The 25,712-nt window shown below is 40.5% G+C and carries 31 protein-coding genes and 1 other RNA gene; 17 read left to right on the top strand and 15 right to left on the bottom strand.

The window, feature by feature from the left end:
• The first annotated feature begins 39 nt into the window (after nucleotides 1-39).
• Entirely contained in the window at nucleotides 40-732 is a 693-nt protein-coding gene (gene cmk, locus ACP14V_RS11115) for a (d)CMP kinase (RefSeq protein WP_152129972.1), read from the top strand.
• A 61-nt stretch (nucleotides 733-793) separates the two neighbouring features.
• Here the strand turns inward: cmk and dapB are convergent, their stop codons facing one another.
• The 5 genes from dapB to ACP14V_RS11090 all read right to left on the bottom strand — a co-directional run bounded on the left by dapB (nucleotide 794) and on the right by ACP14V_RS11090 (nucleotide 3,455).
• A complete protein-coding gene (gene dapB, locus ACP14V_RS11110; RefSeq protein WP_272610594.1) occupies nucleotides 794-1,594 on the bottom strand; it encodes a 4-hydroxy-tetrahydrodipicolinate reductase in 801 nt (266 codons plus the stop codon).
• Nucleotides 1,591-1,833, bottom strand: coding sequence for a YgjV family protein (locus ACP14V_RS11105; protein WP_409557937.1), 243 nt, complete (start codon nucleotides 1,831-1,833; stop codon nucleotides 1,591-1,593). Before ACP14V_RS11105 ends, dapB begins: the two co-directional genes overlap by 4 nt.
• Entirely contained in the window at nucleotides 1,830-2,309 is a 480-nt protein-coding gene (locus tag ACP14V_RS11100) for a MarR family transcriptional regulator (protein ID WP_272610593.1), read from the bottom strand. The genes ACP14V_RS11105 and ACP14V_RS11100 overlap by 4 nt, the downstream gene beginning before the upstream one ends.
• A gap of 263 nt (nucleotides 2,310-2,572) precedes the next feature.
• On the bottom strand, nucleotides 2,573-2,800 hold the full coding sequence (locus tag ACP14V_RS11095; RefSeq protein ID WP_272610592.1) for a hypothetical protein: 228 nt from the start codon (nucleotides 2,798-2,800) through the stop codon (nucleotides 2,573-2,575).
• 274 nt (nucleotides 2,801-3,074) lie between these two features.
• Complete coding sequence (locus ACP14V_RS11090) at nucleotides 3,075-3,455, bottom strand: LysM peptidoglycan-binding domain-containing protein (protein WP_272610591.1); 381 nt, start codon at nucleotides 3,453-3,455, stop codon at nucleotides 3,075-3,077.
• Nucleotides 3,456-3,712: 257 nt separating this feature from the next.
• On the opposite strand from ACP14V_RS11090, the gene rpsA reads away from it, so the two are divergent.
• From rpsA to ACP14V_RS11045, 9 genes are all read left to right on the top strand, one after another.
• Nucleotides 3,713-5,548 carry a 30S ribosomal protein S1 gene (gene rpsA / locus ACP14V_RS11085; protein WP_136566789.1) on the top strand — a complete coding sequence of 612 codons (1,836 nt, stop codon included), beginning with the start codon at nucleotides 3,713-3,715 and terminating at the stop codon, nucleotides 5,546-5,548.
• Between the two features lie 117 nt (nucleotides 5,549-5,665).
• The gene (gene pyrR, locus ACP14V_RS11080; protein WP_136566788.1) at nucleotides 5,666-6,202 is read left to right on the top strand and encodes a bifunctional pyr operon transcriptional regulator/uracil phosphoribosyltransferase PyrR; all 537 of its coding nucleotides are present in this window, start codon (nucleotides 5,666-5,668) and stop codon (nucleotides 6,200-6,202) included.
• Nucleotides 6,203-6,208: 6 nt separating this feature from the next.
• The gene (locus ACP14V_RS11075; RefSeq protein ID WP_136566787.1) at nucleotides 6,209-7,135 is read left to right on the top strand and encodes an aspartate carbamoyltransferase catalytic subunit; all 927 of its coding nucleotides are present in this window, start codon (nucleotides 6,209-6,211) and stop codon (nucleotides 7,133-7,135) included.
• 1 nt (nucleotide 7,136) lies between these two features.
• Nucleotides 7,137-7,469, top strand: a complete 333-nt coding sequence (locus tag ACP14V_RS11070) for a ribonuclease Z (protein ID WP_272610590.1) — start codon at nucleotides 7,137-7,139, stop codon at nucleotides 7,467-7,469.
• Nucleotides 7,466-8,371, top strand: a complete 906-nt coding sequence (locus tag ACP14V_RS11065) for a ribonuclease Z (protein ID WP_272610589.1) — start codon at nucleotides 7,466-7,468, stop codon at nucleotides 8,369-8,371. Before ACP14V_RS11070 ends, ACP14V_RS11065 begins: the two co-directional genes overlap by 4 nt.
• 81 nt (nucleotides 8,372-8,452) lie before the next feature.
• A complete protein-coding gene (gene pdxH / locus ACP14V_RS11060; RefSeq protein WP_136566784.1) occupies nucleotides 8,453-9,100 on the top strand; it encodes a pyridoxamine 5'-phosphate oxidase in 648 nt (215 codons plus the stop codon).
• An 11-nt stretch (nucleotides 9,101-9,111) separates the two neighbouring features.
• The gene (locus ACP14V_RS11055) at nucleotides 9,112-9,597 is read left to right on the top strand and encodes a SixA phosphatase family protein (RefSeq protein ID WP_272610588.1); all 486 of its coding nucleotides are present in this window, start codon (nucleotides 9,112-9,114) and stop codon (nucleotides 9,595-9,597) included.
• 3 nt (nucleotides 9,598-9,600) lie between these two features.
• On the top strand, nucleotides 9,601-11,676 hold the full coding sequence (gene ppk1, locus ACP14V_RS11050; RefSeq protein ID WP_272610587.1) for a polyphosphate kinase 1: 2,076 nt from the start codon (nucleotides 9,601-9,603) through the stop codon (nucleotides 11,674-11,676).
• Nucleotides 11,677-11,687: 11 nt separating this feature from the next.
• Nucleotides 11,688-12,575, top strand: coding sequence for a Ppx/GppA phosphatase family protein (locus ACP14V_RS11045; RefSeq protein ID WP_272610586.1), 888 nt, complete (start codon nucleotides 11,688-11,690; stop codon nucleotides 12,573-12,575).
• Here the strand turns inward: ACP14V_RS11045 and ACP14V_RS11040 are convergent.
• Together ACP14V_RS11040 and ACP14V_RS11035 are read right to left on the bottom strand one after the other, a co-directional pair.
• Nucleotides 12,572-13,153: a tRNA-(ms[2]io[6]A)-hydroxylase gene (locus ACP14V_RS11040; protein WP_272610585.1), complete on the bottom strand. Its 582-nt coding sequence runs from the start codon at nucleotides 13,151-13,153 to the stop codon at nucleotides 12,572-12,574. The two genes, ACP14V_RS11045 and ACP14V_RS11040, sit on opposite strands and share 4 nt — an antisense overlap.
• Nucleotides 13,154-13,200: 47 nt before the next feature.
• Nucleotides 13,201-14,937, bottom strand: a complete 1,737-nt coding sequence (locus tag ACP14V_RS11035; RefSeq protein ID WP_272610584.1) for a DNA polymerase III subunit gamma/tau — start codon at nucleotides 14,935-14,937, stop codon at nucleotides 13,201-13,203.
• Between the two features lie 108 nt (nucleotides 14,938-15,045).
• Here ACP14V_RS11035 and rnpB point away from each other — a divergent pair.
• Nucleotides 15,046-15,379: RNase P RNA component class A (gene rnpB, locus ACP14V_RS11030), an RNA gene on the top strand.
• Here rnpB and ACP14V_RS11025 read toward each other — a convergent pair.
• Genes ACP14V_RS11025 through ACP14V_RS11015 form a run of 3 tightly spaced genes read right to left on the bottom strand, consistent with a single transcriptional unit; the run spans nucleotide 15,377 to nucleotide 17,374 of the window.
• Nucleotides 15,377-15,913, bottom strand: a complete 537-nt coding sequence (locus ACP14V_RS11025; protein ID WP_272610583.1) for an RsmD family RNA methyltransferase — start codon at nucleotides 15,911-15,913, stop codon at nucleotides 15,377-15,379. The genes rnpB and ACP14V_RS11025 overlap by 3 nt on opposite strands.
• Nucleotides 15,913-16,746: a DUF3822 family protein gene (locus tag ACP14V_RS11020; RefSeq protein ID WP_272610582.1), complete on the bottom strand. Its 834-nt coding sequence runs from the start codon at nucleotides 16,744-16,746 to the stop codon at nucleotides 15,913-15,915. The genes ACP14V_RS11025 and ACP14V_RS11020 overlap by 1 nt, the downstream gene beginning before the upstream one ends.
• Nucleotides 16,727-17,374: a hypothetical protein gene (locus ACP14V_RS11015; RefSeq protein ID WP_409557939.1), complete on the bottom strand. Its 648-nt coding sequence runs from the start codon at nucleotides 17,372-17,374 to the stop codon at nucleotides 16,727-16,729. The genes ACP14V_RS11020 and ACP14V_RS11015 overlap by 20 nt, the downstream gene beginning before the upstream one ends.
• 195 nt (nucleotides 17,375-17,569) lie before the next feature.
• On the opposite strand from ACP14V_RS11015, the gene ACP14V_RS11010 reads away from it, so the two are divergent.
• The 6 genes from ACP14V_RS11010 to ACP14V_RS10985 are packed head-to-tail and all read left to right on the top strand — an operon-like array spanning nucleotide 17,570 to nucleotide 22,741.
• Entirely contained in the window at nucleotides 17,570-19,003 is a 1,434-nt protein-coding gene (locus ACP14V_RS11010) for an ATP-dependent DNA helicase (protein ID WP_272610580.1), read from the top strand.
• Nucleotides 19,004-19,033: 30 nt separating this feature from the next.
• Nucleotides 19,034-19,597, top strand: coding sequence for a DUF4126 domain-containing protein (locus tag ACP14V_RS11005; protein ID WP_272610656.1), 564 nt, complete (start codon nucleotides 19,034-19,036; stop codon nucleotides 19,595-19,597).
• A gap of 40 nt (nucleotides 19,598-19,637) precedes the next feature.
• Nucleotides 19,638-20,351, top strand: a complete 714-nt coding sequence (kdsB, locus tag ACP14V_RS11000; protein WP_201741857.1) for a 3-deoxy-manno-octulosonate cytidylyltransferase — start codon at nucleotides 19,638-19,640, stop codon at nucleotides 20,349-20,351.
• Nucleotides 20,342-21,046: an HAD family hydrolase gene (locus ACP14V_RS10995; protein ID WP_272610579.1), complete on the top strand. Its 705-nt coding sequence runs from the start codon at nucleotides 20,342-20,344 to the stop codon at nucleotides 21,044-21,046. Before kdsB ends, ACP14V_RS10995 begins: the two co-directional genes overlap by 10 nt.
• Nucleotides 21,046-22,170 (top strand): iron-containing alcohol dehydrogenase family protein, encoded by a 1,125-nt coding sequence (locus ACP14V_RS10990; protein WP_272610578.1) that lies wholly within the window; start codon nucleotides 21,046-21,048, stop codon nucleotides 22,168-22,170. The genes ACP14V_RS10995 and ACP14V_RS10990 overlap by 1 nt, the downstream gene beginning before the upstream one ends.
• 25 nt (nucleotides 22,171-22,195) lie before the next feature.
• Nucleotides 22,196-22,741, top strand: a complete 546-nt coding sequence (locus ACP14V_RS10985; protein WP_272610577.1) for a 1-acyl-sn-glycerol-3-phosphate acyltransferase — start codon at nucleotides 22,196-22,198, stop codon at nucleotides 22,739-22,741.
• Between the two features lie 20 nt (nucleotides 22,742-22,761).
• Here ACP14V_RS10985 and ACP14V_RS10980 read toward each other — a convergent pair whose 3' ends face one another.
• From ACP14V_RS10980 to ACP14V_RS10960, 5 genes are all read right to left on the bottom strand, one after another.
• On the bottom strand, nucleotides 22,762-22,962 hold the full coding sequence (locus ACP14V_RS10980; RefSeq protein ID WP_272610576.1) for a helix-turn-helix transcriptional regulator: 201 nt from the start codon (nucleotides 22,960-22,962) through the stop codon (nucleotides 22,762-22,764).
• Nucleotides 22,952-23,425 carry a hypothetical protein gene (locus ACP14V_RS10975; RefSeq protein WP_272610575.1) on the bottom strand — a complete coding sequence of 158 codons (474 nt, stop codon included), beginning with the start codon at nucleotides 23,423-23,425 and terminating at the stop codon, nucleotides 22,952-22,954. The genes ACP14V_RS10980 and ACP14V_RS10975 overlap by 11 nt, the downstream gene beginning before the upstream one ends.
• A 216-nt stretch (nucleotides 23,426-23,641) precedes the next feature.
• On the bottom strand, nucleotides 23,642-24,352 hold the full coding sequence (locus tag ACP14V_RS10970; protein WP_136566768.1) for a YebC/PmpR family DNA-binding transcriptional regulator: 711 nt from the start codon (nucleotides 24,350-24,352) through the stop codon (nucleotides 23,642-23,644).
• A 77-nt stretch (nucleotides 24,353-24,429) separates the two neighbouring features.
• Nucleotides 24,430-24,717 (bottom strand): 4a-hydroxytetrahydrobiopterin dehydratase, encoded by a 288-nt coding sequence (locus tag ACP14V_RS10965; RefSeq protein WP_272610574.1) that lies wholly within the window; start codon nucleotides 24,715-24,717, stop codon nucleotides 24,430-24,432.
• A complete protein-coding gene (locus ACP14V_RS10960) occupies nucleotides 24,701-25,549 on the bottom strand; it encodes a carbohydrate-binding family 9-like protein (RefSeq protein ID WP_272610573.1) in 849 nt (282 codons plus the stop codon). Before ACP14V_RS10960 ends, ACP14V_RS10965 begins: the two co-directional genes overlap by 17 nt.
• Nucleotides 25,550-25,712: the final 163 nt, after the last annotated feature.

Here is a 25,712-nt window from a genome sequence, read left to right as displayed (position 1 = left end):
TCATGATTCGGTAAAACCTTTTCTACCTATTTTTGCGGCATGAAAAAAATCACCATAGCCATTGATGGCTATTCTTCCACTGGAAAAAGTACCATTGCCAAGCGTTTGGCCAAAGCCTTGAACTATATTTATGTGGATACCGGTGCCATGTACCGGGCCGTGGCCTTGTTTGCCCTTGACCATGGATTTGTGGATGGGGAGGACAATATCCCCGAATTGATCACGCATTTGCCCGAAATGGAGTTGAAGTTTGTGCCCAACCCCGATTCTGGAAAATCCGATATGTACTTGAACGGCCAAAATGTGGAAGAGGAAATCCGGACCATGAGGGTATCCGGGCAGGTCAGCAAAGTGGCCGCCATTGGCGAGGTGCGTACCAAGTTGGTGGAAATGCAGCAGCAAATGGGCAAGGACAAGGGCATTGTTATGGATGGCCGTGACATTGGTACCGTGGTGTTCCCGGATGCCGAGCTAAAACTGTTTATGACCGCCTCCCCAGAGATCAGGGCCACAAGACGCTACAAGGAATTGTTGGACAAGGGGGAGCAGGTGACCTTTGAGGAGGTATTGAAAAACGTACAGGAACGGGACCGGATAGACTCTACCCGGAGCATATCCCCGCTACAAAAAGCCAAGGATGCCATTGAGTTTGACAATAGCGATATGGGCTTGGAAGAACAGTTTGAACGCATTTACGACTTTTCCCAACGGGTGATCGCGAAGCAGGGGTAAGGGAAAGATGGTTTTTGAGTTGCACTTATCGGTAATTTAAATAGGGTTTTGTGCACATTTTTTAAAATTCCATTACAGTATCAAGCCCCCTTTTTAATCCTTTAAATGTTCCAATTTTTTCGATTGCCAAAAGACCGCCTTTTACATATGGTTCAGCACTCGTTCCCGAATCGTGTCTAATGGATAGTTTCTCGTCTTTAAGTCCGAAAATTGTTTCTATAGAAATAACATGCCCTGGAAGTCTGACCGAATGGACTTGAACATCATTTAGATTTGCTCCACGACTTGATTTTTCACCAATTAATTTCTCTTCGGTTACGAATTTGTTCGGTTTTTGGACTTTTGAAAGTCGGTATGCCAATTCCCTTGCTGTTCCACTCGGGGCATCAATTTTATCTTCGTGGGTATAATCGATAATTTCAAAATTGGGAATATATTTTGCCGCCATTTCCGAAAACTTTTGAAGTAGAACAACCGTTATCGCAAAATTGCCAACTGCCAAAACCGAAGTATTATTTTCATTGGCAACTTTCTCAATTTCGGCATAATCTGTTTCCGTCAGCCCTGAAGTTCCGATAACAACTTTTTTTCCTTTTTTAAGTGCCGATAGAATGTTTGTTTTGGCAATATTTGGTTTTGTATATTCTACAAGAACGTCAAAATCGGTTTCGTTCAAAGCCGTTTCTATATTGTCATAAATTGGAATATTTGCCGAACCCAAATCTAGAACTTTGCCCAAGTTTAGTCCTTTGTGTTTTCGCGATATTGCTCCAACAAGTTCCATATTTAGGCTGTTAAAAACGCCTTTGCTCAATGCTGAACCAGCCCAACCTGTTCCGCCCGCAATAAATACTTTTATCATAATGTTTGTGCTTTGTTCTTAGTATCTATTTTCAATTTTCTTATATGATAAAGATGTATGATGCAGAAAATAATACCAGCAATGATTAACGGGCTTGATTGTAGTAGAAACCCATAAATAATATAGAAAAAACTTGAAAGAAGATGCCATAAGCGAAAAGAACCCATATCTTTTTTTGTGATGGCAAAAAATCCTGTTGCAATTGCCAAATACCCTAATGTTTCTGTTACTAAAGTCATAATTCATTGAAATTTCTTAATGTCCTTTCCATATAATTTTTTTCAGTTAATAAGTTTTCAAATTCTGACAAATCTCGAATAAAATAGGGGCTTTTTTCAATGAGTTCTTCGGTTGTTTTTATACAGGCGCCCCAGTGTTTGTGAAACTCCGGTAGTTTATTTTTGGCTTTATCAGATAGCTCTAAAAGTTGTTTTCGTGAGTCATCTTTATCCGTTTTGGTATCGATGTAATTCTTTTTCTTCATTTTATTGATGATTTTTACACAAGCAGGATGCGACATTCTCAATTCTTGGGAGATTTCGGTAATCGTAAAGGATTCATGCTTTTCTAAAAGCAAGAAAATTAAATGCCAATTAGGTTCAATATCAAGCCCTGCATTTTTGTAATAGTCTCTGGTGCTGTATAAGAGTTCATCACTTAAACGCTTTATTCTACTGTTCAATCCTGCAAAACCTATTTGTTGTAAAAAATCCATTGTTCAAATATTTGTAACTGGTTACGCAAATGTATGAATATTATTGTAACTGGTTACGTAATATTGGATTTTTAAGTAAATTTTAATAGAAAAGTGATTGTTTCAACCAGCATAGAACTATTAAGCTAAATATCATTTAATGATATTTTGGCAAAAAGAGCCAGAAATGAGTTCAACACTTTTAAATATAGCAAGGTTTTTTAGAATCAGATTTCACTAGAACGAGATGAATATGCCATACTTGGTTTTGTATTGATAAACCTTTATTTATTCCCTTGTTTGGCAATACTTTCCAAATAACCGGATAAGTCTTTTATGGAACTTAAAATCTCTTCTTCCCCCATTTCCTCAGAAATGGACAATAAGGTTAGAATGGCTTGGCGTTTCTTATTCCTGAGAAAGTTTTCGCTCAATTCCTTTAAATCGTCCAACTCTTCAAGGTTTTTGACTTCTTTTATTCTTTTTATCAGTGTCAGAAAATCGTTGTCCATAAGGTGTTGTCGTTTTAGTTGTTTTTAGGTAAAAGGAAAGTAACATCCAAAGTTTCCCTTTTAAACATCTGTTATGTGGGTTATATCTTAACAGATTTGTGAAGTTCGCATTTTTTTGGATGATAACCTAGATGGAATTGATGGATAAGCTTTTTGGGCTGGTAGAACACGATTTTCAGTTGACGGACAAAACAGTTATCAATAAAAAAACGCCCATATGGGCGTCTTTTTTTGGTTGGTTGTATGTTCTCGACTGCGCTCGAACAGACAATCATTACAAATTCGGGATCACCAACACCTGATCGGGGTGGATCACATCCGGATTTTTTAAAATATTGGTGTTCGCATCAAAAATCTTGGTATACTTCATGGGGTCGCCGTAATAGTGCTTGGCAATCTTGCTCAAGGATTCCCCACTCTTTACCGTATGTCTGTGGTATACGGAATCATCCTCCACAGTGATATTGGCCTTGATATCGGAAGGTTTCTCCCCACCGATTTCTTTTATTTTGTCCCAAAGGATGTTCTTTTCATACTGTGTTGAGGCCATTCCCTTTATTTTAAGGATACCGTTTTCCTCAGAAACATCACCGTCCTTGATGCCCAATTTAAGACCAAGGTCCAAAACAGGCTGATACTTTGCTTTTACACTCATAATGGTATTTTTTTAGTTAACAATTAGAGCTTTCAAGATAGCCATTATGGAAATGTTTTACCATTAAATTTTTGTAATACTTTTTTGGGGATAAAGCTTTGCCTTAGATACTTTGTAAATCAAAAGATTAATTGTAATTTTGCACTCCTTTTTGGCGAATATCAGGAGAAAAAAGGAATTAGAAAAAACAAGTATAAATCACTTTCACGGAATCGCCCCGCTCTTGTAAAACGTGGAATACAAATTTAAATCAGCAAATGGCTGAAGAAAAAACAAGCGCTGCCGTAGAAGAAACTGTAGCAGCACCAGAAGTAAAAGAAGAAGTTCAGACCCAACAGGACCCTAAGGAGTACCTTGAGAATTTTGATTGGGACAAGTACGAAGAAGGAATTGAGCGTGTAGACGATAAAAAACTCAAGGAATTTGAAACTTTGGTTGAGGAGAACTTTGTGGACACCGCAGATGAGGAAGTTGTTGAAGGAACCGTGGTCCACATGACCGATCGCGAGGCCATCATCGACATCAATGCGAAGTCTGAAGGTGTTATCTCATTGAACGAGTTCCGTTACAACCCAGACCTAAAAGTAGGTGACAAAGTTGAGGTCCTAATAGACATCCGTGAGGACAAGACAGGTCAATTGGTACTTTCACACAGAAAGGCTAGGACCATTATGGCTTGGGATCGCGTAAATGCGGCCCACGACAAAGAAGAAATCGTTACCGGTTTTGTTAAATGTCGTACCAAAGGAGGTATGATCGTTGATGTTTTTGGAATTGAGGCGTTCTTGCCCGGTTCGCAAATCGATGTGAAGCCTATCCGTGATTACGATCAGTATGTAGGTAAGACCATGGAGTTCAAGGTAGTGAAGATCAACCACGAGTTCAAGAACGTAGTGGTTTCGCACAAAGCCTTGATCGAAGCGGATATCGAAGAACAGAAAAAAGAGATCATTGGTCAATTGGAAAAAGGCCAGGTATTGGAAGGTGTAGTGAAAAACATCACGTCTTACGGGGTATTTATCGACCTTGGAGGTGTAGATGGATTGATCCATATTACCGACCTTTCTTGGAGCCGTATCAACCACCCCAACGAAGTTGTGGAGTTGGATCAGAAATTGAACGTGGTTATCCTTGACTTCGATGATAACAAATCAAGAATCCAATTGGGTCTTAAACAATTGGAGAAACACCCATGGGATGCCTTGGGTGATGAGATCAAAGTAGGTGACAAGGTAAAAGGTAAAGTTGTTGTGATCGCTGATTACGGTGCCTTTATCGAAGTGGCCGAAGGTGTGGAAGGATTGATCCACGTTTCTGAAATGTCTTGGTCTACGCACTTGCGTTCTGCCCAGGATTTCGTAAACGTTGGTGATGAGGTTGAGGCTGTTGTACTTACCTTGGACCGTGAAGATCGCAAAATGTCTTTGGGTATCAAGCAATTGACTCCAGACCCATGGACCGATATCACTACTAAATACCCAGTTGGTTCCAAACACAAAGGAATTGTAAGGAACTTTACCAACTTTGGTGTATTTGTTGAAATGGAAGAAGGTATCGATGGTTTGATCTATATCTCTGACCTTTCATGGACCAAGAAAATCAAACATCCATCCGAGTTTGTTGCCGTTGGTGATACCTTGGAAGTGGAAGTTTTGGAATTGGACGTTGAAGGCCGTAAGTTGAGCCTAGGTCACAAGCAAACCACAGAAAACCCTTGGGACAAATACTCCGAAGAGTTTGCTGAAGGTACTATTCACAAAGCTTCCATTGCAGAGATTGTGGATAAAGGAGCTACCATTGACTTCAATGAGGATATTGTTGGATTTGTTCCATCAAGACACTTGGAGAAAGAAGATGGCAAAAAACTTGTGAAAGGTGAAGAAGCTGAATTCAAGATCATCGAGTTCAATAAGGATTTCAAGCGTGTTGTGGCCAGCCACACCGCAATCTTTAGAGAGCAAGAAGAGAAAAATGTCAGAGCTGCCAAGAAAAGGTCTACTTCGTCTGACGAAGCAGCACCAACCCTTGGTGATGCCAATGCACAATTGCAAGCATTGAAGGATAAAATGGAAGCTGATTCCAAAAAGAAGTAATCAGAACCTTCCTGAATATACAAGAAGCCCTGCTGGAAACAGCAGGGCTTTTTTTATGGTGTTGGCATTTTAAAGAATTGCTTACTTTTGCATACAAATGAGTCGGTCGCAACGCATATGAGCCAAAAAGTACTGCTTACTTCAAAAGAAATAAATATCATACTGCACCGGCTGGCCTGTCAGCTTTTAGAAAACCATTTGGATTTTAAGGATACAGCCCTGATCGGCATACAGCCGAGAGGTGTTTTTTTGGCCGAACGTTTGGCCAAAATACTTAAGCAAGAGTACAAGGTGAAAGAAATTGCCCTAGGATTCTTGGATATCACTTTTTTTCGGGACGATTTTGGAAGAGGGGAAATCCTCAAGGCCAATTCCACCAAAATGAATTTTTTGGTCGAGGAAAAGAAAGTAGTGTTCATAGATGACGTACTTTATACAGGAAGAAGCATCCGAGCCGCCTTAACGGCCATCCAATCTTTTGGCAGACCCCAGAGCATTGAATTATTAACTTTGATAGACAGGCGTTTTAGCAGGCATTTGCCTATTCAGCCTAATTATAGAGGTCGACAGGTAGATGCCATCAATGAGGAAAAAGTAAAGGTAATGTGGGAGGAAAATGACGGTGAGGATATGGTATATTTAGTAAGCAAATAAGTTAAGATGAGTGAACTGAGTGTAAATCACTTGCTGGGAATAAAGTATCTGAACAAAAAAGATATAGCGCTCATTTTTGAAACGGCGGACCATTTTAAGGAAGTCATCAACAGATCAATTAAAAAGGTTCCTACCTTGCGGGATACTACAATTGCCAATATTTTCTTTGAAAACAGCACCCGTACCCGACTTTCTTTTGAGCTGGCCGAGAAAAGGCTTTCAGCAGATGTTGTCAATTTTTCTGCGGGCCAATCTTCAGTAAAAAAAGGAGAAACCCTCATTGATACGGTCAACAACATTTTGTCCATGAAAGTGGACTTGGTAGTGATGCGTCACCCTAACCCGGGAGCGGGAATTTTTCTGTCCAAACATGTTAAGGCAGCGATTGTCAATGCGGGTGATGGCGCACATGAACATCCTACCCAAGCCCTGTTGGATTCGTATTCCATTCGTGAAAAATTGGGGGACGTGGGAGGTAAGAATGTAGTGATTGTGGGTGATATTTTGCACTCCAGAGTGGCGCTTTCCAATATTTTTGCCCTAAAATTGCAAGGGGCCAATGTAAAAGTGTGCGGCCCCAAAACCCTGATGCCCAAATATATTGAATCATTAGGGGTGACTGTGGAGACCAATTTAAAAAAGGCATTGGAATGGTGCGATGTAGCCAATATGCTGCGTGTTCAACACGAAAGAATGGATATCAGCTACTTTCCCTCCATACGTGAATACACCCAACAATTTGGGGTAAACAGACAGCTGTTGGACTCCTTGGACAAGCAAATTGTGATCATGCACCCCGGCCCGATCAACAGGGGAGTGGAAATTACAAGTGATGTGGCGGATTCAGACCAGTCCATTATCTTGCATCAAGTGGAGAATGGAGTGGCCATCCGTATGGCAGTATTATATTTATTGGCATCAAAAATTCAGTAGGATGATTTTCGACAAAGCAGGAACAACGACCATTGTTTTCCAAGAAAAGACCTCTCTTTCCATTTTTATGGAAAATTTGAACAAGGCTTATCCAAAGCTTAAGCATGACCACATTATTGTTAACCTATTTTCTTTTTCCAAGTTAACATCGGATGATATTTTGGAATTTTTGGACATCTCAAATACACATAAGAGTTCTGGGAAATCCTTTGTATTGGTTACCAACAAAGTATCATATGATGATGTTCCAGATGAAATCAGCGTTGTTCCAACCATTCAAGAAGCAAAGGACCTGATTGAAATGGAAGAAATTGAACGTGATTTGGATCTATGAAGTTGACCATTCTAGGATGTTATTCCGCAACTCCAAGAACGTTTACCAATCCAACTTCTCAGGTATTAGAGATTAAAAACCATCTTTTTTTAATCGATTGCGGAGAAGGTACCCAAGTACAACTCAGAAAGTACAAACTTAAATTCTCCAGAATCAAGCATATTTTTATATCGCACCTTCATGGGGATCATTTTTTTGGTTTACCAGGGCTGATTTCAACCTTTCGCCTTTTGGGAAGAGAGGACGAAATGCATATTTATGGACCAAAAGGAATAAAAAATGCCATTACCCTTTTATTGAAGCTTGGGGATTCTTGGACCAATTTTCCCCTTATTTTCCATGAATTGGACACTAAGGAACCTGAACTTCTTTTTGAAGACGAAAAAGTAAGTGTGAGTACCGTTCCACTGGATCATAGGGTGTACACCAACGGCTTTGTGTTTCAGGAAAAGCCCGCTCCAAGAACATTGAATGTGGAAGCAGCCAAAAAAATGGGTGTGGACCGCAGCCAGTTCAACAACATCAAGAAAGGAATGGATGGTGTATCCCCAAATGGCGAGGCTATTGCCAACGCCAAATTAACGTTGGATCCACCAAAGCCAAAAAGTTATGCATTCTGTAGCGATACGGCCTATAATGAATCCATTGTGCCGATTATTAAAGAGGTTGATGTGCTCTATCATGAATCCACTTTTCTAGAGTCCGAAGCCCATCTTTGTGCCAAAACAAAGCATTCCACAGCCAAGCAAGCGGCTCAAATTGCCAAGAAAGCCAAGGTGGGAGAGTTAATTCTGGGACATTACTCCACTAGGTATAAGTCCATAGAGCTTTTTAGGGAGGAAGCTTTAAAAATGTTCCCGAATGTTGCTCTTGCAGATGATGGAAAAACCTTTGAAATCTAGAGAAGGTATCTTAACACAAATAAAACAACTTTTCCAACCGCTATTCTTTGCTGAGATTTGAATTTTGACGAAATTCACATCATGCAGAAAGATTTGAGCGACTACCGTAAATCCTACGAAAAAAGAGCCTTATTGGAAAGTACCATTAAGGAAAATCCCATGGAACAGTTCCAAAAATGGTTCTATGAGGTGGAAGCAGCCAATGGAGTGGACGAACCCAATGCCATGACTATTTCTACTATGGGTTTGGATGGGTTTCCTAAAAATAGGGTGGTGCTGATGAAAAAGTTCACCCATGAAGGGTTTATTTTCTACACCAATTACCAAAGCGAAAAAGGAAGGGCCATAGCAAGTAACCCCTCCGTCTGTTTGTCCTTTTTTTGGCCCAATATGGAACGCCAGGTCATAATAAAGGGCACAGCCGAAAAAATCGCGGAAAATCTTTCCGATGGATATTTTGAGTCCAGACCTTTGGGAAGCCAATTGGGAGCGGTGGTTTCCAATCAAAGCGAGGTCATTGGATCACGCGAAGCTTTGGAAAAGGATTTGGAAGCCTTGGAAAAAGAATATGAGGGGAAGGAAATCCCAAGACCTTCATACTGGGGAGGTTATTTGGTTCGCCCCATTTCCTTGGAATTTTGGCAAGGCAGACCCAACAGGCTTCACGACAGGATAAGATATACCCTCCAAGAAGATTATAACTGGAAAATAGAACGTTTGGCACCCTAATTCAATCGAATATGAAACAACTGATATTGATGCGACATGGAAAGTCCTCTTGGGACTATGAGGTGTCCGATAAGGATAGGCCGCTACTTCAAAGGGGTATCAACGATGCCCATCTGGTATCGAACACTTTTAAGAACAAAGCGCCAAAAATAGATTTTGCATATTCCAGCCCAGCGAACAGAGCGCTTCACACCAGCATGATCTGTTTACGAAACCTGAACTTTGACCTAAACCAATTTCGGGTAGATAAGGCACTCTATGACTTTTCCGGGGACAATGTGCAACGTTTTGTGGAGAAACTGGACAATACCATCCAAGTAGTGGCGCTCTTTGGCCATAATTATGCGTTCACTTCGCTTGCAAATACATGGGGAGATCAGTATATTGAAAACGTTCCCACCGCCGGACTGGTTCATATCATATTTAATACAGAGGACTGGTCCAAAATTTCAAAGGGAAAAACAGAGCAAGCCATCTTTCCAAAACACTTAAAATAAATAATGGTCAAAACAAAGAATGAATATATAAATAGGGAAATCAGCTGGTTGCATTTTAATGCGAGGGTACTTCAGGAAAGTGCCGACAAGAAAGTGCCCTTGATTGACCGACTTCGGTTTTTGGGAATTTTCAGCAACAATCTGGATGAATTCTTTAAAGTTAGATATGCCACCGTAAAACGCATTGTGGATGCAGGAAAAACTGGGAAAAGTGTCTTAGGTGGAGAAAGAGCAAAAGATCTTTTGGAAGAGATCACCAAAATTGTGATTGCCCAGCAGGCCCGTAGCCTTGAAATTTTTAAGACCATTGAGAAGGAACTCGAATCTGAAAACATTTTCATCATCAATGAAAAGGAAGTCAACGAGAACCAAGCCGAATTTATACGGGATTATTTCTTCCACAAGGTCAACCAAGAGTTGATGACCATTATCCTGAACGATCTTACAGAGTTTCCCATTCTGAAAGATACAGCGGCCTATTTGGCGGTAAAGATCGTTATGAAAAATGGTTCTGGAAATGGGAAACATAACCGATACGCCCTAATTGAGATACCAAAAGGGATAGACCGCTTTGTGGTCTTGCCAAAGGAAGGCGATAAGGATTATATCATCATTTTGGATGATTTGATACGGTTCTGCTTGGATAGTGTCTTCACCATGTTCGAATTTGAATCCATTTCGGCCCATATGATCAAGATAACCCGGGACGCCGAACTGGATATAGACAACGACCTGAGCAAGAGTTTTATAGAAAAAATATCCTCCAGCGTTGAGCATAGAAAAATAAGTGACCCGGTTCGTTTTGTCTACGATAAAAATATAGATAAGGACACACTCCAGTTTCTCAAGGAAAAAATGGATATTATGGGAACGGATAGTGTGATTCCTGGAGGACGTTACCATAATCGACGAGATTATATGGGCTTTCCAAGTTTGGGGAGACATGACCTTATGTACGAAAAGATTAATCCCTTACCGGTAAAAGGACTGAGCATGAAGGGAAGTCTTTTGGAAATGATAACCCACAAGGATTATATGATCTATGCACCCTATCATACTTTTAGCTATGTGACCAAGTTTTTAAGGGAAGCAGCATTGGACCCCAAGGTGAGGACCATCAAAATCACCGTGTATAGATTGGCAAATGATAGCCAAATAGCTTCCGCTTTAATAAACGCGGTAAAGAATGGAAAACAGGTTACGGTACAAATTGAGCTTCAGGCCCGGTTTGATGAGCAGGCCAATATTGAGTATGCCAACCAGCTTCAAGCTGAAGGCATCAATTTGATTTTTGGTGTTCCTGGGCTAAAAGTGCACAGTAAGATTTGTTTGATTGAGCGTGAAGAAGCCCATGGAATACGAAGGTATGGTTTCATCAGTACAGGAAACTTCAATGAGTCCACAGCAAAAATCTATACAGACTATACGTTATTTACCGCTCATGATGGTATTCTTAAGGACATGAACAAGGTTTTTGGCTTTTTTGAGACCAATTATAAAATCAATAAGTACAAACACTTGATTGTATCGCCGCATTATACCAAGTCCACTTTTATTAAACTCATTGATAAGGAAATCAATAATGCTAAGGCAGGACGCGAGGCCTACATCAAAATAAAGATGAACAGTCTTACTTCGTACAAGATGGTAGATAAGCTGTACGAAGCAAGTAGGGCAGGTGTGAAGATCCAAATGATCGTGAGGGGAATTTGTTGTCTTGTACCAGGTGTTCCAGGCATGAGTGAGAACATTGAGGCCATTAGTATAGTGGATAAATTTTTGGAACACCCCAGATTGTTCATTTTTGGCAACGGGGGAGACCCAAAGGTTTACATTTCTTCGGCAGATTGGATGACACGAAACCTCGACTTTAGGGTAGAAGTTGGTTGCCCTATTTACGATCCTGAAATAAAACAGGAAATGTTGGATACCTTTGAAATCTCATGGATGGACAACCTCAAGGCCCGTGTGTTTTCAGATAAACAGGACAATGCGTACAGACAGCGTCCAAAGGGTGAGCCAGAATTAAGATCTCAATTTGAATTGTACCATTACTATCAGAGGAAACTGCAATCCTAAAACTTTGAAATTTGGTCATACGAAAATTTGCGGCTATAGACATTGGGTCAAATGCTATACGGTTGCTCATCAATAACGTCATAGAACAAAAAGACAGGCCTACGCTTTTCAAGAAGAGTGAACTGGTAAGGGTGCCTGTACGATTAGGGGAAGATGCATTTTTACGGGGTGCTATTTCAGATATCAGCCTAAAACGTCTCATTAAAACCATGCAATCCTTTGACCTTCTAATGCAGGTTTATGGTGTGGAAAAGTACATGGCCTGTGCCACTTCTGCATTGCGCGATGCAAAAAATGGCCAGGAAATCATTGAACGGATTCAACAAGAATCCAATATTAAAATAGAGATTATAGATGGCAAACGTGAAGCTGAGATTATTGCTTCCACAGATTTAAAGGATGTCATTAAGACGGACCGTTTATATCTCTACGTTGATGTAGGTGGAGGAAGTACGGAATTTACAATTTTTGATAAGGGAGCACCCGTTCTGTCCCGTTCTTTTGAAATAGGAACGGTACGTATTCTGAACAATTTGGTCACGGAAACAGTTTGGGATGATATTAAATCCTGGATAATATCCCACATTGGACAGGATAGGCAGCTTGAAATTATTGGTTCGGGAGGAAACATTAATAAGCTCCACAAGATGTCCGGTAGAAAAATTGGGCAGCCTTTGTCCTATATCTGGTTGAATGCCCAGTATCATTTTCTGAACAGTATGGATTATGAAGACCGAATTGCCGAGTTAGGTCTAAACCAAGACCGGGCGGATGTAATCATACCTGCAACCAAAATATTCTTGAATGCGGCGAAGTGGAGCAGGGCCAAGAAAATTCATGTACCCAAAATAGGCTTGGCCGATGGAATGATCAAAACCCTATATTATCAAGAGGCCTAACCGTGCATGGTTTCCTTTTTGCCCAAATCTTTCATAAGGCCGGCTTCATACTCCAATAGCTCTTGCCATTTTTGTTCTACCTCTTCCTTGTTTCCATATTTTCGGGCGAACTTTAGGAACATGGTATAATGGTTGGCTTCGCTTACCATAAGATTGCGATAAAATTCGGAGAGTTCTTCATCTGCAATTTCTTCGGAAAGCAATCGGAAACGTTCGCAGCTACGGGCTTCTATCAAAGCGGCATAGAGCAGCTTATGTACCAAATGGGTTTCTTTGCTACCTCCTTTTGGGAAAAACTTCATCAACTCAATCACATACTCGTCCTTTCGTTCGCGCCCTAAGACCCAACCTCTTTTTAAGATTTTGTCGTGCACCATGTTAAAGTGCCCCATTTCTTCGCGTGCTAGAGCAGTCATTTCCTTTACCAACTCTGATTTTTCGGGAAAACCAATAATAAGCGAAATGGCCGTACTGGCTGCTTTTTGCTCGCAATATGCGTGGTCGGTAAGGATTTCCTCTATATTCTTTTCAACAATGTTTACCCATCTTGGGTCAGTTGGTAATTTAAGCCCTAGCATAATGGCACTTTTTTATTTTCAAATACAAAGATAATGTAATGGTACCGTTAAAAATCTAGGTCGAACTCCTTCCTGAGTAAATCTATGGCCGGGTTCTTTTCCCGAAGCTTTTGGTATTTTTCCTCAGGAGTAAAGGCGAATTTTTTGGCCACTTCCTCATTTACGGTAATATGTAGGCTAATGGAATAGTTGTTCAGTTTCTCCTTTAAGTAATCCAGCATTAGGCTTTGTTCCCGTTCCACCTCTTTTTTCATGGTGCTATTGGGAAGTTCTATCCAGATGGTATGGTCATTTTTTAATTTGGGCACATCGGTCTGAAGGTTGCTGGCCAGTATCTTTCGACCCTTTTGCTCTAATTGGTCTACAAAATCATCCCAATGTTGTTGCATTTCCTCTTCGGTAAAAATTTCCTTTGGAAGCTCATCATGGTCAACCTCGGGAGCTTTGGTGTTTTCATGGGCTTTTTTGGCCTTGATACTGGATAGGGATAACCCGGAAACTCTTTTTTCAGAAGATATGATATTAATCTTCTTTACTGTTTTTTGGGGTTCCTTATGCTCTTGAACAACAGTCTCTTCGGTTTTTGATAGTTTCGAAGTGGTTGGCGGAGCAATCTCTACCTCTATCTTAGGTTGCTCATTTATTTTGGGAACAGAAATGCCATTTTTTGGGACCTTTGTGGAAAAGTGGGAAGCCGGGATTATGAAATTAGAGTTTTTTTTTTCTCCATCGAAAGTGATGGAGGCCAATTTCATAAGGGTGAGTTCAACCAATAAACGTTGGTTTTTACTGGACTTATATTTTAGATCGCAATCATTGGCCATATCTATGGCTTGCAATAGAAACGTTTTTGAGGCTTTTCCGGCTTGTTCCTTATAATGTTGTTTTACATCTTCACCAACTTCCAATAATTCAATGGTCTCCGCATGCTGACATACCATTAGGTCCCTAAAGTGAGACGCTAACCCAGTAATAAAGTGATGTCCATCAAAACCATAGGACAGGGTTTCATTGAGAAGTATCAAAAGTTCCGGGATGTTGTTATCCAGAATAAGGTCCGTAGCAGAAAAGTAAGTATCGTAATCGAGCACGTTCAGGTTTTCGGTAACGGCTTTTCGGGTTAGTTCCTTACCGGAAAAACTAACTACCCTATCAAAAATGGAAAGGGCATCACGCATGGCTCCGTCCGCTTTTTGTGCAATAATATGCAAAGCGCTTTCCTCGGCTTCAATTCCTTGTTGCTCCGCTATGTATTTTAGATATTCTGTGGCATCCTTTACGGTAATGCGCTTGAAATCGAATATCTGACATCGGGACAGAATAGTGGGGATTATTTTGTGCTTTTCCGTGGTTGCCAATATAAAGATAGCATGCTTAGGAGGCTCTTCCAATGTCTTTAAAAAAGCATTGAACGCTGACTGGGAGAGCATGTGTACCTCATCAATGATGTAAACCTTGTATTTTCCTACCTGCGGAGGTATCCGAACCTGATCAATCAGGCTTCGGATGTCATCTACAGAATTGTTGGAGGCAGCATCAAGCTCAAAAATATTAAAGGCGAAATCCTCATCTTCCCTTTCTGTACCATCCTGGTTTATCTTTTTGGCTAAGATTCGGGCACATGTAGTCTTTCCTACACCCCGCGGTCCGCAAAACAAAAGTGCCTGCGCCAAGTGGTTATTCTCTATGGCATTCAGCAAGGTATTGGTAATGGCCGCTTGGCCCACTACATCCTTAAACGTCTGGGGACGATATTTTCTTGCTGAAACAATAAAGGGTTCCAAAATCTGGTACTAATTGAGTTTCTACAAATATAAAAATAGCACGCATCAAAGTTGTATCTGCTGGCTCTAGGAACCTTTTTTTTATTAACAATTAAGTTACCTTTGCCGCCAGCAGGCCACCTTACCGCCGTGTGCCGAACTAGTTTCGGCATCCATTATGGATCCTGAATCAAGTTCAGGACAGGGAGGAAAGTCCGGACACCATAGTGCGGCATAGCGGGTAACGCCCGTCCGCCGAAAGGCGAGGACAAGTGCAACAGAAAGCAAGTACAGTTCGGCTGTAGTGAAATCAGGTAAACTCTATGCGGTGAAACGCCATGTAAACCAATGCTTGAGGGTTGCACGCCCAAGTTGGAGGGTAGGCGGTTAGAGCTTTTGGGCAACCAAAAGTCTAGATAAATGGTAAGGCTCGACAGAATCCGGCTTATGGCCTGCTTTTTTAAGCTTCAAAAAAGCTGAACACACTACCTCCGTATTTTCGACTTTCTGAAAAATGGGGATGATTTGACAAATTGGTCTTATCTGAATGTTCAATGACCAAAAGGCCATCTTCAAGTAGTAGTTGTCTTTCAAAAACCAAATGGGCAATATTTAAAAATTTGTCCTCTTCAAAATCGTATGGAGGGTCAGCAAATATGATATCAAAGGTATCCGAAGTTCGCTGTAAAAATTTAAATACATCGGCTTTAATGGGGATAATGGATAGGTCCATTTCCTTGGCTGTTTTGGAGATGAAATGTACACAACCGGCAAAACTGTCCACGGCCAATATTTCGCCAGCATCCCGTGATGCAAATTCAAAACTGATGTTCCCGGTCCCAGAAAAGAGATCCAACACCTTAAGTCCATCAAAATAAAAGCGATTGTTAAGGATGTTGAAAAGCCCTTCCTTGGCCATATCCGTGGTAGGACGTACGGGAAGTTTTTTGGGAGCTGTTATGCGTTTCCCTTTATATTTTCCAGAGATAATTCGCATTAGAGCGTGCTGAGTATAGAGAAGTCAATGGTTTCGTCTGCCAGTTGCTCAAAAGGGAAGGACAAGTTCCCTGGAACAAAAACCGATACATGTTCAATATAGTTTCGCGACAATTCGTAAATACCGTCCCCTTCTTCTACGCTTCCAAAAAGCTTTAATTGGATTTTCGTCAAATCTATTTGCAACTGTTCCAGACTAAAAAGCAGGTAGTACAAAAAGTCTTCCTTTGTTTTGTACTCAAACTGATTGTAAAAAAGTAACTTTTTTTCGGAAACCACCATCATTTCCATATCCTTTTCGGCCACCTGGATGTAGCAAATAGGTTGATTGGAAACTCTATTTTGGTTCAGTAAAGTATTGATGAGGACCGTACCACTATGTTTAAATTCAAACTCACCAAAAAGGTCGAAAATGTAATTGTTGATGTTGGTATAAGGAACATAGACATTGACAATATCCTGATTGGGAATTTCATCATGGGCAATAAGGTCATTGGCCATAATCTTGGCATTGAACTTTAAATAGTTGGGCAGTTCATCGGTATTGAAGAGCGGTTTGGGCACTAAACTGAACATATTGTTCTTATGGATGACCACCACTTCGGAAAACTCATTCCCAATTTTACTCTTTTGCCCAAGCATTCCCTTTAACTCTTTTAGCATGAGATAGGGGGTGGAAGGTGTTTTGAACGCTATTTTTTCAAAAGCCAATATTTTTTTGGAAATAGTGTCCAGAACACAAAAAGAAAGTCCATTCAAGCCGACTTGAATGGACAATTTTCTAAAGGTGTTATTTTTCTTTGACTGTGTTATATCAGTTGTTTTTTCTATCATAGATAGGAGGCCAGTTACCATTTGTGCTTACGTCGGTAAGTGAACCTACTTTAATTTCTGTACCGTTGACCTCCTCTACACTCTGGTGTGCATTTTCTCTATCCAATAAATCCTTGGGTTGGTCATACAGAACAACATTTTTCTTCACTTTGGCTTCAAAAACAGGAGCTTTATATCCACTCTTGTCAATAATTGCCGCTTTCATTTCGAACTTTTCTCCGTTTTGGGCATAAGGAACGTCCATCATAGTTTTATAACGGTTATCGGCTCCAAACAAGGAATCTTTCACCTTTACCTGTCCAAGGGTATCGATGACGATGGTATCCTGCTGAAGTTCAATCTGATACGTTTTGTCAAATCTCATGAAGGAAGAATCCTTTTGGGATGTGATGGTGTAGTTGCCGGTATCGATAAACTGAATAAGGCTATTGAAATTGTTGGCATACCTTCCATTAACGGTTTTATATGCTTCTTGGGAATCCCTGATGTCCTTAAGTTTGGCAATTACCTGAGAAAATCTTTCCTTTCTTATTTTGTTAAATTCAATGGGTGCATTGATGGATTGGTAAATTTTATAACCAAGGAAAATGCTCAAAAGACCAAAGGCAATAACGAGAACAGGCTTTATTTTTTGAGGTAAAAATCTGTCAATCAAGAATACAAGCCCTATGGTCAGAAGGGCAATCAATACAACGATAAGGATTAAGTTTAACATATCTGCTTCTGTCTTTCTAAGTTAATTTAGTGGTTACAGACAAATCTACAATTTTTTTTTAATCACGAAACTTTTTGCTTTAAAAATCCATGCTTACTTTAGTCGTTCATGGACCATCCCACAGCACCAAAATTTTTAGCAATTCTAACCGAAAAGTTTCCCCATATTCCTACCCAAAAACAGGAATTGGCCCTGACCAAATTGGCTCAGTTTGTATTGAGTGATAAAAAGGACGAAGTTTTCCTTCTTAAGGGGTTTGCAGGTACGGGAAAAACGACCATAGTGGCCACCATTGTGAGTAGTCTTTGGAAGATAAAGAAAAGTGCAGTGCTCATGGCACCTACAGGGCGCGCAGCCAAGGTAATGTCGGTTTACTCTGGAAATCAAGCTTTTACTATTCATAAGAAGATATACTTTCCAAAGAAACAGTCGGGTGGCGGCATACAATTTGTGTTGGCCCCCAACAAGCATAGGAATACTTTGTTTATCGTGGATGAAGCCTCCATGATACCCGATAGTCCAGCAGATTCCAAACTTTTTGAAAATGGTTCTTTGTTGGACGACCTTATATTTTATGTGCATTCGGGGCATAATTGCAAGTTGGTATTAATAGGGGATACGGCCCAGTTGCCACCGGTGAAATTGGAATTGAGCCCTGCCCTTGATGAAAATCGGTTATCCCTTAATTATGATAAGGAAGTGAATTGTTTGGAATTGGATGAGGTGATGCGGCAGACCGATGACTCTGGAATTTTACACAATGCGACCAACTTACGGGAACAATTGCAAAGTCATTTTTTCGATGAATTTAAATTTGAGATAGGCCCATTCACGGATGTCATTAGGCTGGTGGATGGCACAGAAATTCAGGAAGCCATAGACAGTTCCTACCATGAAAACGGGAAAGAAGAAACTGCCATCATAGTCCGTTCAAACAAGCGTGCCAATCTGTACAATCAGAATATTAGGGAACGCATACTCTTTCTGGACCATGAAATTGCTGTTGGAGACTACATGATGGTGGTGAAGAACAATTACTTTTGGTTGCGACCCAATTCGGAAGCTGGATTTATTGCCAATGGTGATATTATTGAGATTTTGGAACTGATGTCGATAAAAGAACTGTATGGTTTTAAATTTGCCGAGGTGAAGGTGAAGATGGTGGATTATCCCAATCAGAAACCTTTTGAAACAGTTCTCCTCTTGGATACCATCAATTCCGAGACACCATCACTTTCCTATGAAGATGGCAATAGACTGTATCAAGAGGTCATGAAGGATTATGCACATGAGAAATCTAAATACAAAAAGTTCCTTGGGGTAAAGAACAACCGTTTTTTTAATGCACTTCAAGTTAAATTTTCTTACGCGATTACTTGCCATAAGTCCCAGGGAGGTCAGTGGGATACAGTTTTTGTGGAACAACCTTATTTGCCCAATGGGGTGGACAAAGATTATTTAAGATGGTTGTACACAGCAGTTACAAGGGCCAAACGTCAACTCTTTCTAATTGGATTCAAGGATGATTTTTTTCTTGACTAGGAATACGCTATTTTAGTCAATACCATGAACATTGAACCAGATACAATTATAAGTATATTCTTGGGTATTGGCCTAGCGGCTTCCGTTGGGTTTAGGGTATTTCTTCCACTTTTTGCCCTTAGTTTGGCAGCCTATTTAAATGTTTGGGAACTCAATGAAAGCTGGCAGTGGATTGGTAGCTTGGCAGCCGTGATTACCTTGGGGGTGGCAACACTTGTTGAGATATTCGCATATTTTATTCCATGGGTGGACAATGTTTTGGATAGTTTGGCAGTACCCTTGGCTGGGATTGCCGGAACGGCGGTAATGGTATCTACCGTGGCCAATTTGGATCCCGTAGTTACTTGGTCTTTGGCTATTATTGCAGGAGGAGGAACCGCTACGGCAATAAAAGGGGCCAATGCCGCAGGAAGAATGGCATCCACCACAACTACAGGAGGAGTGGCCAACCCTATTGTATCTACCTTGGAGACAGGAACGGCGGTGGCCGTTTCCACAGCTTCTATTTTGGCCCCACCCATTGCAGCAATTCTTGTGATCATCATTCTTGTGGTCATTTTTCGGATTTACAGAAAAATGCGCCCAAAAAAATAACAATCAATCAAAAAACCTTAAAGTAGTGAAGATAATTTCCATGATTCCGGCCCGATATCAGGCCTCTAGATTCCCCGCAAAACTTATGCAGGACCTACAGGGCAAACCTGTTATCCTCAGAACGTATGAAGCTGCGGTGAACACAGGACTTTTTGATGAGGTGTATGTAGTAACCGATAGTGACATTATCTCCAAAGTAGTCTCAGAAGTTGGGGGAAAGGTCATTATGAGCAAACAGAAACATGAAAGTGGAAGCGATAGAATCGCAGAGGCAGTGGAAGATATGGATGTGGATATTGTGATCAATGTGCAGGGAGATGAACCTTTTATAGACGGCGAAAGTTTGGAAAAGATTATAGAAGTGTTCAACAAGGATGAAAAAAAAGAGATAGATTTGGCTTCATTGATGACCCCAATAACCGATTGGGAAGAAATTTCCAATCCCAATACAGTCAAGGTGATTGTGGACAACCAAAATTGCGCATTGTATTTTTCACGTTCCCCCATACCCTATCCAAGGGATAAAGAGGTGGAAGCCACTTATTACAAACACAAGGGCATTTATGCCTTTAGAAAAAGGGCATTGATGGATTTTAAGAAACTGCCCATGCTGCCTTTGGAGGCCAAAGAAAAAATTGAAGCCATCCGCTTTTTGGAATATGGAAAAAAAATAAAAATGGTGGAAACCCATGTAACTGGTATAGAAATTGATACCCCTGAAGATTTGGAAAGAGCTATTAAAGCATGGAAATAGATTTTGGAAACATAAAAGTAGTTGGATTTGATGCGGATGACACCCTTTGGGTGAACGAGACCTACTTTCGGGAAACCGAAGAACGTTTTGCCGAACTTCTGGAGGAGTACGAGACTAAGAACAAGGTAGACCAAGAGCTCTTTAAGATGGAAATGGATAACTTGGACCTTTACGGATATGGTGTTAAAGGATTTATGTTGTCCATGATAGAATCTGCTTTGGATTTGTCCAACGGCAAAGTTTCCCAGGAGACTATATCGGAAATACTTAATTTGGGTAAAAAAATGATTGCCCACCCCGTAGAATTGTTGGATGGGGTAGAGGAGGTGCTTTCCAAGCTTGAGGGTAAATACAGGTTGATCGTACTAACCAAGGGCGATCTATTGGATCAAGAAAGAAAATTGGAAAAATCCGGCCTATCAAAGTACTTTCATCATGTAGAGGTACTTAGTGAAAAAAAAGAAGCCAACTATAGCAATCTATTGGAACATCTCAAGATAAATGTCGATGAATTTTTGATGATAGGGAATTCCTTGAAATCGGATGTATTGCCTATATTGAATATTGGGGCAAAAGCAGTCCATGTTCCTTTCCATACCACTTGGATACACGAGATGGTAGCAGAAACGGAACAGGTGAACGACCACTTGAAGCTTAATAGCATCAAGGATATTTTAAAGTATTTATTGGATTAATGAAGATTCGTAGCGATTTGAAAAAAGACGTAATCACATCAAACAAAAAGACATACCGCAATTTTCCCATGGTGCCCAGAGTGGTGTTTGGACAAGGTAGTTTTTCCCAATTGGAAGAAATTTTATTGCCCAAACGGAAGAACTCAGATGCACCATTTATCTTTTTGGTGGATGACTTTTTTGAGAACAAGGAGTTTGTATCCAAGATTCCCTTGATGTTCAATGATGAAATTATTTTTGTTTCTGCCGAAGAAGAACCCAAAACGGCACAAGTGGATGCTTTGGTGGCCCTTATAAAAGAAAGGTTCGATGAATCCCCATCCGGAATCATTGGAATTGGAGGGGGTACACTTTTGGATTTGGCCAAGGCCGTTTCCATTTTGCTCAACAATAATGGTATGGCCAAAGATTATCAAGGTTGGGACTTGGTCAGTAGACCTTCCGTATATCATGTTGGGATTCCTACTATAAGCGGTACAGGTGCCGAAGTTTCAAGAACTACGGTTTTATTGGGACCAGAAAAAAAATTGGGAATCAATTCCGATTATACAACCTATGATCAAGTTGTCCTTGATCCAGACCTCACTATAACAGTTCCCAAGGAACAATGGTTTTTTACGGGGATGGACTGTTTTATCCATTGTGTGGAATCACTTACGGGAAGTTATTTGAACGCATTTAGTCAGAGTTATGGTGAAAAAGCCATGGAACTTTGTAAGGAGGTATTTTTGGAAGATATACCAGCAAGCGAATCTAGGGATAAATTGATGATGGCCTCTTGGCACGGTGGAATGAGCATTGCCTACTCACAAGTAGGGATTGCCCATGCCATGAGTTATGGACTTTCATATCTTTTGGGTACCAAGCACGGTATTGGTAACTGTTTGGTGTTTCAGCATTTGGAAGAGTTTTACCCTAAAGGAGTAGAGCTTTTTCGAAAAATGCAGGAAAAGCACAATATTCAATTGCCCCAAGGCATCTGTTCCCACCTCACCCAAAACGATTTTGATATTATGGTGAATGTTTCATTGGGTATGGAACCCCTTTGGGAAAATGCGCTGGGAGAAGGATGGAAAAAAATAATGACTCCTGAACGATTACAGTCCCTGTACCAAAAAATATAAAAGCTAATTAGCTTGCCACATAAAAATGCACCGGTTCTCCAAATTCATATATTTTAGGATTTTGGGATGGAAACTAAATGGTTTTTTTCCTGATTTGGACAAGTGTGTGGTTATCGTGGTGCCCCATACCCATTGGTTGGATTTTTTCTTGGGCCTTTTGGTGCGAAAGGTTGTAAACCAAGAAATTAACTATATCGGCAAAAAAAGTTTGTTTAGACCTCCCTTTGGATGGTTTTTTCGTTGGACTGGCGGTGCGCCCGTAGATCGCTCCAAAAGTTCCAATACCGTGGACGGGGTGGTTCAAATTTTTAACGAGAGGACCATTTTTAGATTTGCACTTGCCCCTGAAGGTACCCGAAAGAAAGTGGACAAATTAAGAACGGGTTTTTACCATATTGCCCAAAAGGCCAAAGTGCCTATTGTAATGGTGGCCTTCGATTTTGGCAAAAAAGAGGTGAAAATTTCCGAACCTTTTCATCCAACAGAAAATATGGAACAGGACTTTGAAAAAATCCACGAATTTTATCGCGGAGTCTTAGGAAGGGTACCCGAGTATAGTTTTAGTGATTGAGATTTGTAAGGATAAGAATCCTAATCCGTTTCATCCAGAAAAAATAGTTCTTCAAGGGGTTTGCCAAAAAGCTTGGCTATTTTCAAAGAAAGTACAGTGGAAGGCACATATTTATTTTTTTCAATAGCATTTATGGTTTGTCTGCTCACACCAATCTTTTCAGCTAAATCTGCTTGAGTCATGTCATGAATGGCCCGCTGTACCTTAATATTATTCTTCATGACTTCGATGTCTTAATTGTATAAAGTTGAAGCGTAAAATAAAAAATATCAATGGGGTTAAGATATTTAAGGTCATGACATAAATGAAGGTGAAACTGTGTACAAAAAGAACTAACACAATTAAAACAAGGTAGTTTAAAATAATAGCCCAAACCAAGGAATCGTTCCGAAGTTTATAGGTGAATTCATCTTCTATTTTTTCTCGTGTAAAGCCAACTATCAACCCTCCAATTATAATGGATAGGAGAATAAGTTCAAAACCAATCCCGGCTTCAATGATTTTAAAGTATTCCATTTCATTTGGCCCAGCGGCAAAATTATTTAAAATAGAGAGTACTTTGGTTTGTATGGGTTCTTTCTCCATCGGGATAAAGTAGGAGAACACACCACTGATGATACCTATAGTAAACAGTATCCAACCAATGGACTTGTATTTATTGGGAAGCAAATAATTAGTATTCATAATAGGAAGTTTTGGATTAAAAACTGAAAATTAGACGTTTAAATGTAAAGTATATTTTACATTATAACAAATAAACTTTACATTTTTAATCATTTTTATCCTCTAGACATGAAATCTTGATTTTCAACTTAAGTATAACAAAAACAAGAAGGTGTGATGCTGGCCTTAGCCAATTTGGACCAAGGGATTTGAAAAAATGCTGTCTGAGGGTATAAACTATTCTTTCATACTATGGAAGACGTTCTGCACGTCATCGTCCTCCTCAATTTTTTCCAGTAGTTTTTCCACATCGGCTGCTTCTTCCTCAGAAAGCTCCTTGGTTACCTGTGGAATACGGTCAAAACCTGAAGAAATAATTTCAATCTCCCGGGACTCCAGTTCCTTTTGGATGGCCCCAAAGTTTTCAAAGGGCGCATAGATATGGATGCCGTCCTCATCCACAAAAACCTCTTCGGCACCAAAATCTATCAGCTCCAGTTCCAGTTCCTCTGGATCCAATCCTTCACCATTTATGGTAAAGTTACACGTATGGTCAAACATGAATTCCACAGAGCCAGAAGTTCCCAAGCTACCATTACATTTGTTGAAATAGCTTCGGATGTTGGCCACAGTTCGGGTATTGTTGTCCGTGGCGGTCTCAATCAATATGGCAATACCATGGGGAGCATATCCTTCAAACAAAACCTCTTTATAGTCTCCAAGACTTTTGTCCGAAGCCCTTTTAATGGCTCGTTCAATATTGTCCTTGGGCATGTTCACTGCCTTGGCATTCTGAATTACCGCACGTAGCTTTGAATTGGCGTCAGGGTCTGGGCCACCCTCCTTTACCGCCATTACAATGTCCTTTCCAATTCGGGTAAACGCCTTGGACATGGCCGCCCAACGCTTCAGTTTACGTGTCTTTCTAAATTCAAATGCTCTTCCCATATAAAAGTTTGCTTATGGATGGGGGCAAATTTAGCAAAAAAAGAAGCCCTGTCAAGTGGTAGAATGCAGTTCCGTAATCAAGAGGCAATAATAGTCTCGATAACTTGGGCCAATTTAAAATCCTTCTCGGTCACTCCTCCAACATCATGGGTGTTCAATGTAATGTTGAGGGTGTTGTACACATTTTCCCAATCAGGGTGATGGTTCATCTTTTCACACTCAAAGGCAATGCGGGTCATGGTGGCAAAAGCATCCTTAAAATCCTTGAATTTGAACGATTTTGTGATTGAGCCATCCTCAAATGTCCATCCTTGCATCTGTGCAAGACGTTCTTCAATTTCTATTTTTTCAAGGCGCTTCGACATAGGTATCTGAAAATTGAATAAAGGTAAAACATTCTGGAACATGCGAATCCCAAACACGGTGGCTGCTCCATGCCCATCCGCCTGAATCTTTGGCGGGCTCTGCTTCTTTATATTGATTGAAACGGGAGAAATCCATCCGCCATTCATCACCGTTTTTTGGGGGGGTGGTTTTATCGCTATTTCGGGTCAGGATATCCAAACTGCTCCAAGGAAGCGCAAGTTCAACAGTCCAGCCCCGGTCCCTATCATCAGACTTATTTATGGTTCCGTCTACATGGACGGCGGTTTTTAACCCTTCAAGGTCCCAGTTCCAAAACCCATAACGATTCCCTCGGGGGTGTCTGTAGCCAACTCCCCGAAAATCCCTTTTTTTCTCTGCGTTGGGACCAAGATTAGGTACTTTGTCATATCCCTGGGACAGGTAAGCATCTTCCCAAACAAAAAATACTTCGTAAATAGTGCCGAATGAATTTATTTCAAACTCGTAATACGCATCCTTACCGGCAACGAACAGTTCAACATCATTATTTTTGTATATCGGAGAATCACGTTCGGTCAATGTGGCCGTAACATCCGGTTCGGTTACCCAATAGGCCACATATAGGTATTCATCATCCCAAACTACTGCCGCCTTGGTTTCGTGTATGGTCTCAGTGTCGTAAATCAAGTCTACAAAATTTCTTGATTTTTTTGCTTTTTGCCAGATTTCTTCATCTGGTTTACCATCAAGTGTAATTGGGCTTTTAATTTTTTGGGCAATATACCTTGGAATCGCAAACTCGTTACAAGGTGGATGGCTTATGCTTTCTTTGGATTTTGAATTTTGCCCCATGGCAGTTACAAGACTTGTCAAAGCTATGATCAAAAAAAAACGATACTTATTCACGGTTGGTTTTTAAGGTTGATGTTAGATGGCTATCGCACTTAAAAATAAGCATATTTTCTTTCGTTTACCATTTTAGTCTGAAAGAAACCAAAGAAAGAGAAAGAACCTC

Source organism: Flagellimonas alvinocaridis (genome assembly GCF_965248585.1).
Lineage (GTDB): Bacteria > Bacteroidota > Bacteroidia > Flavobacteriales > Flavobacteriaceae > Flagellimonas > Flagellimonas alvinocaridis.
This window is presented reverse-complemented; position numbering and strand designations above follow the sequence as displayed.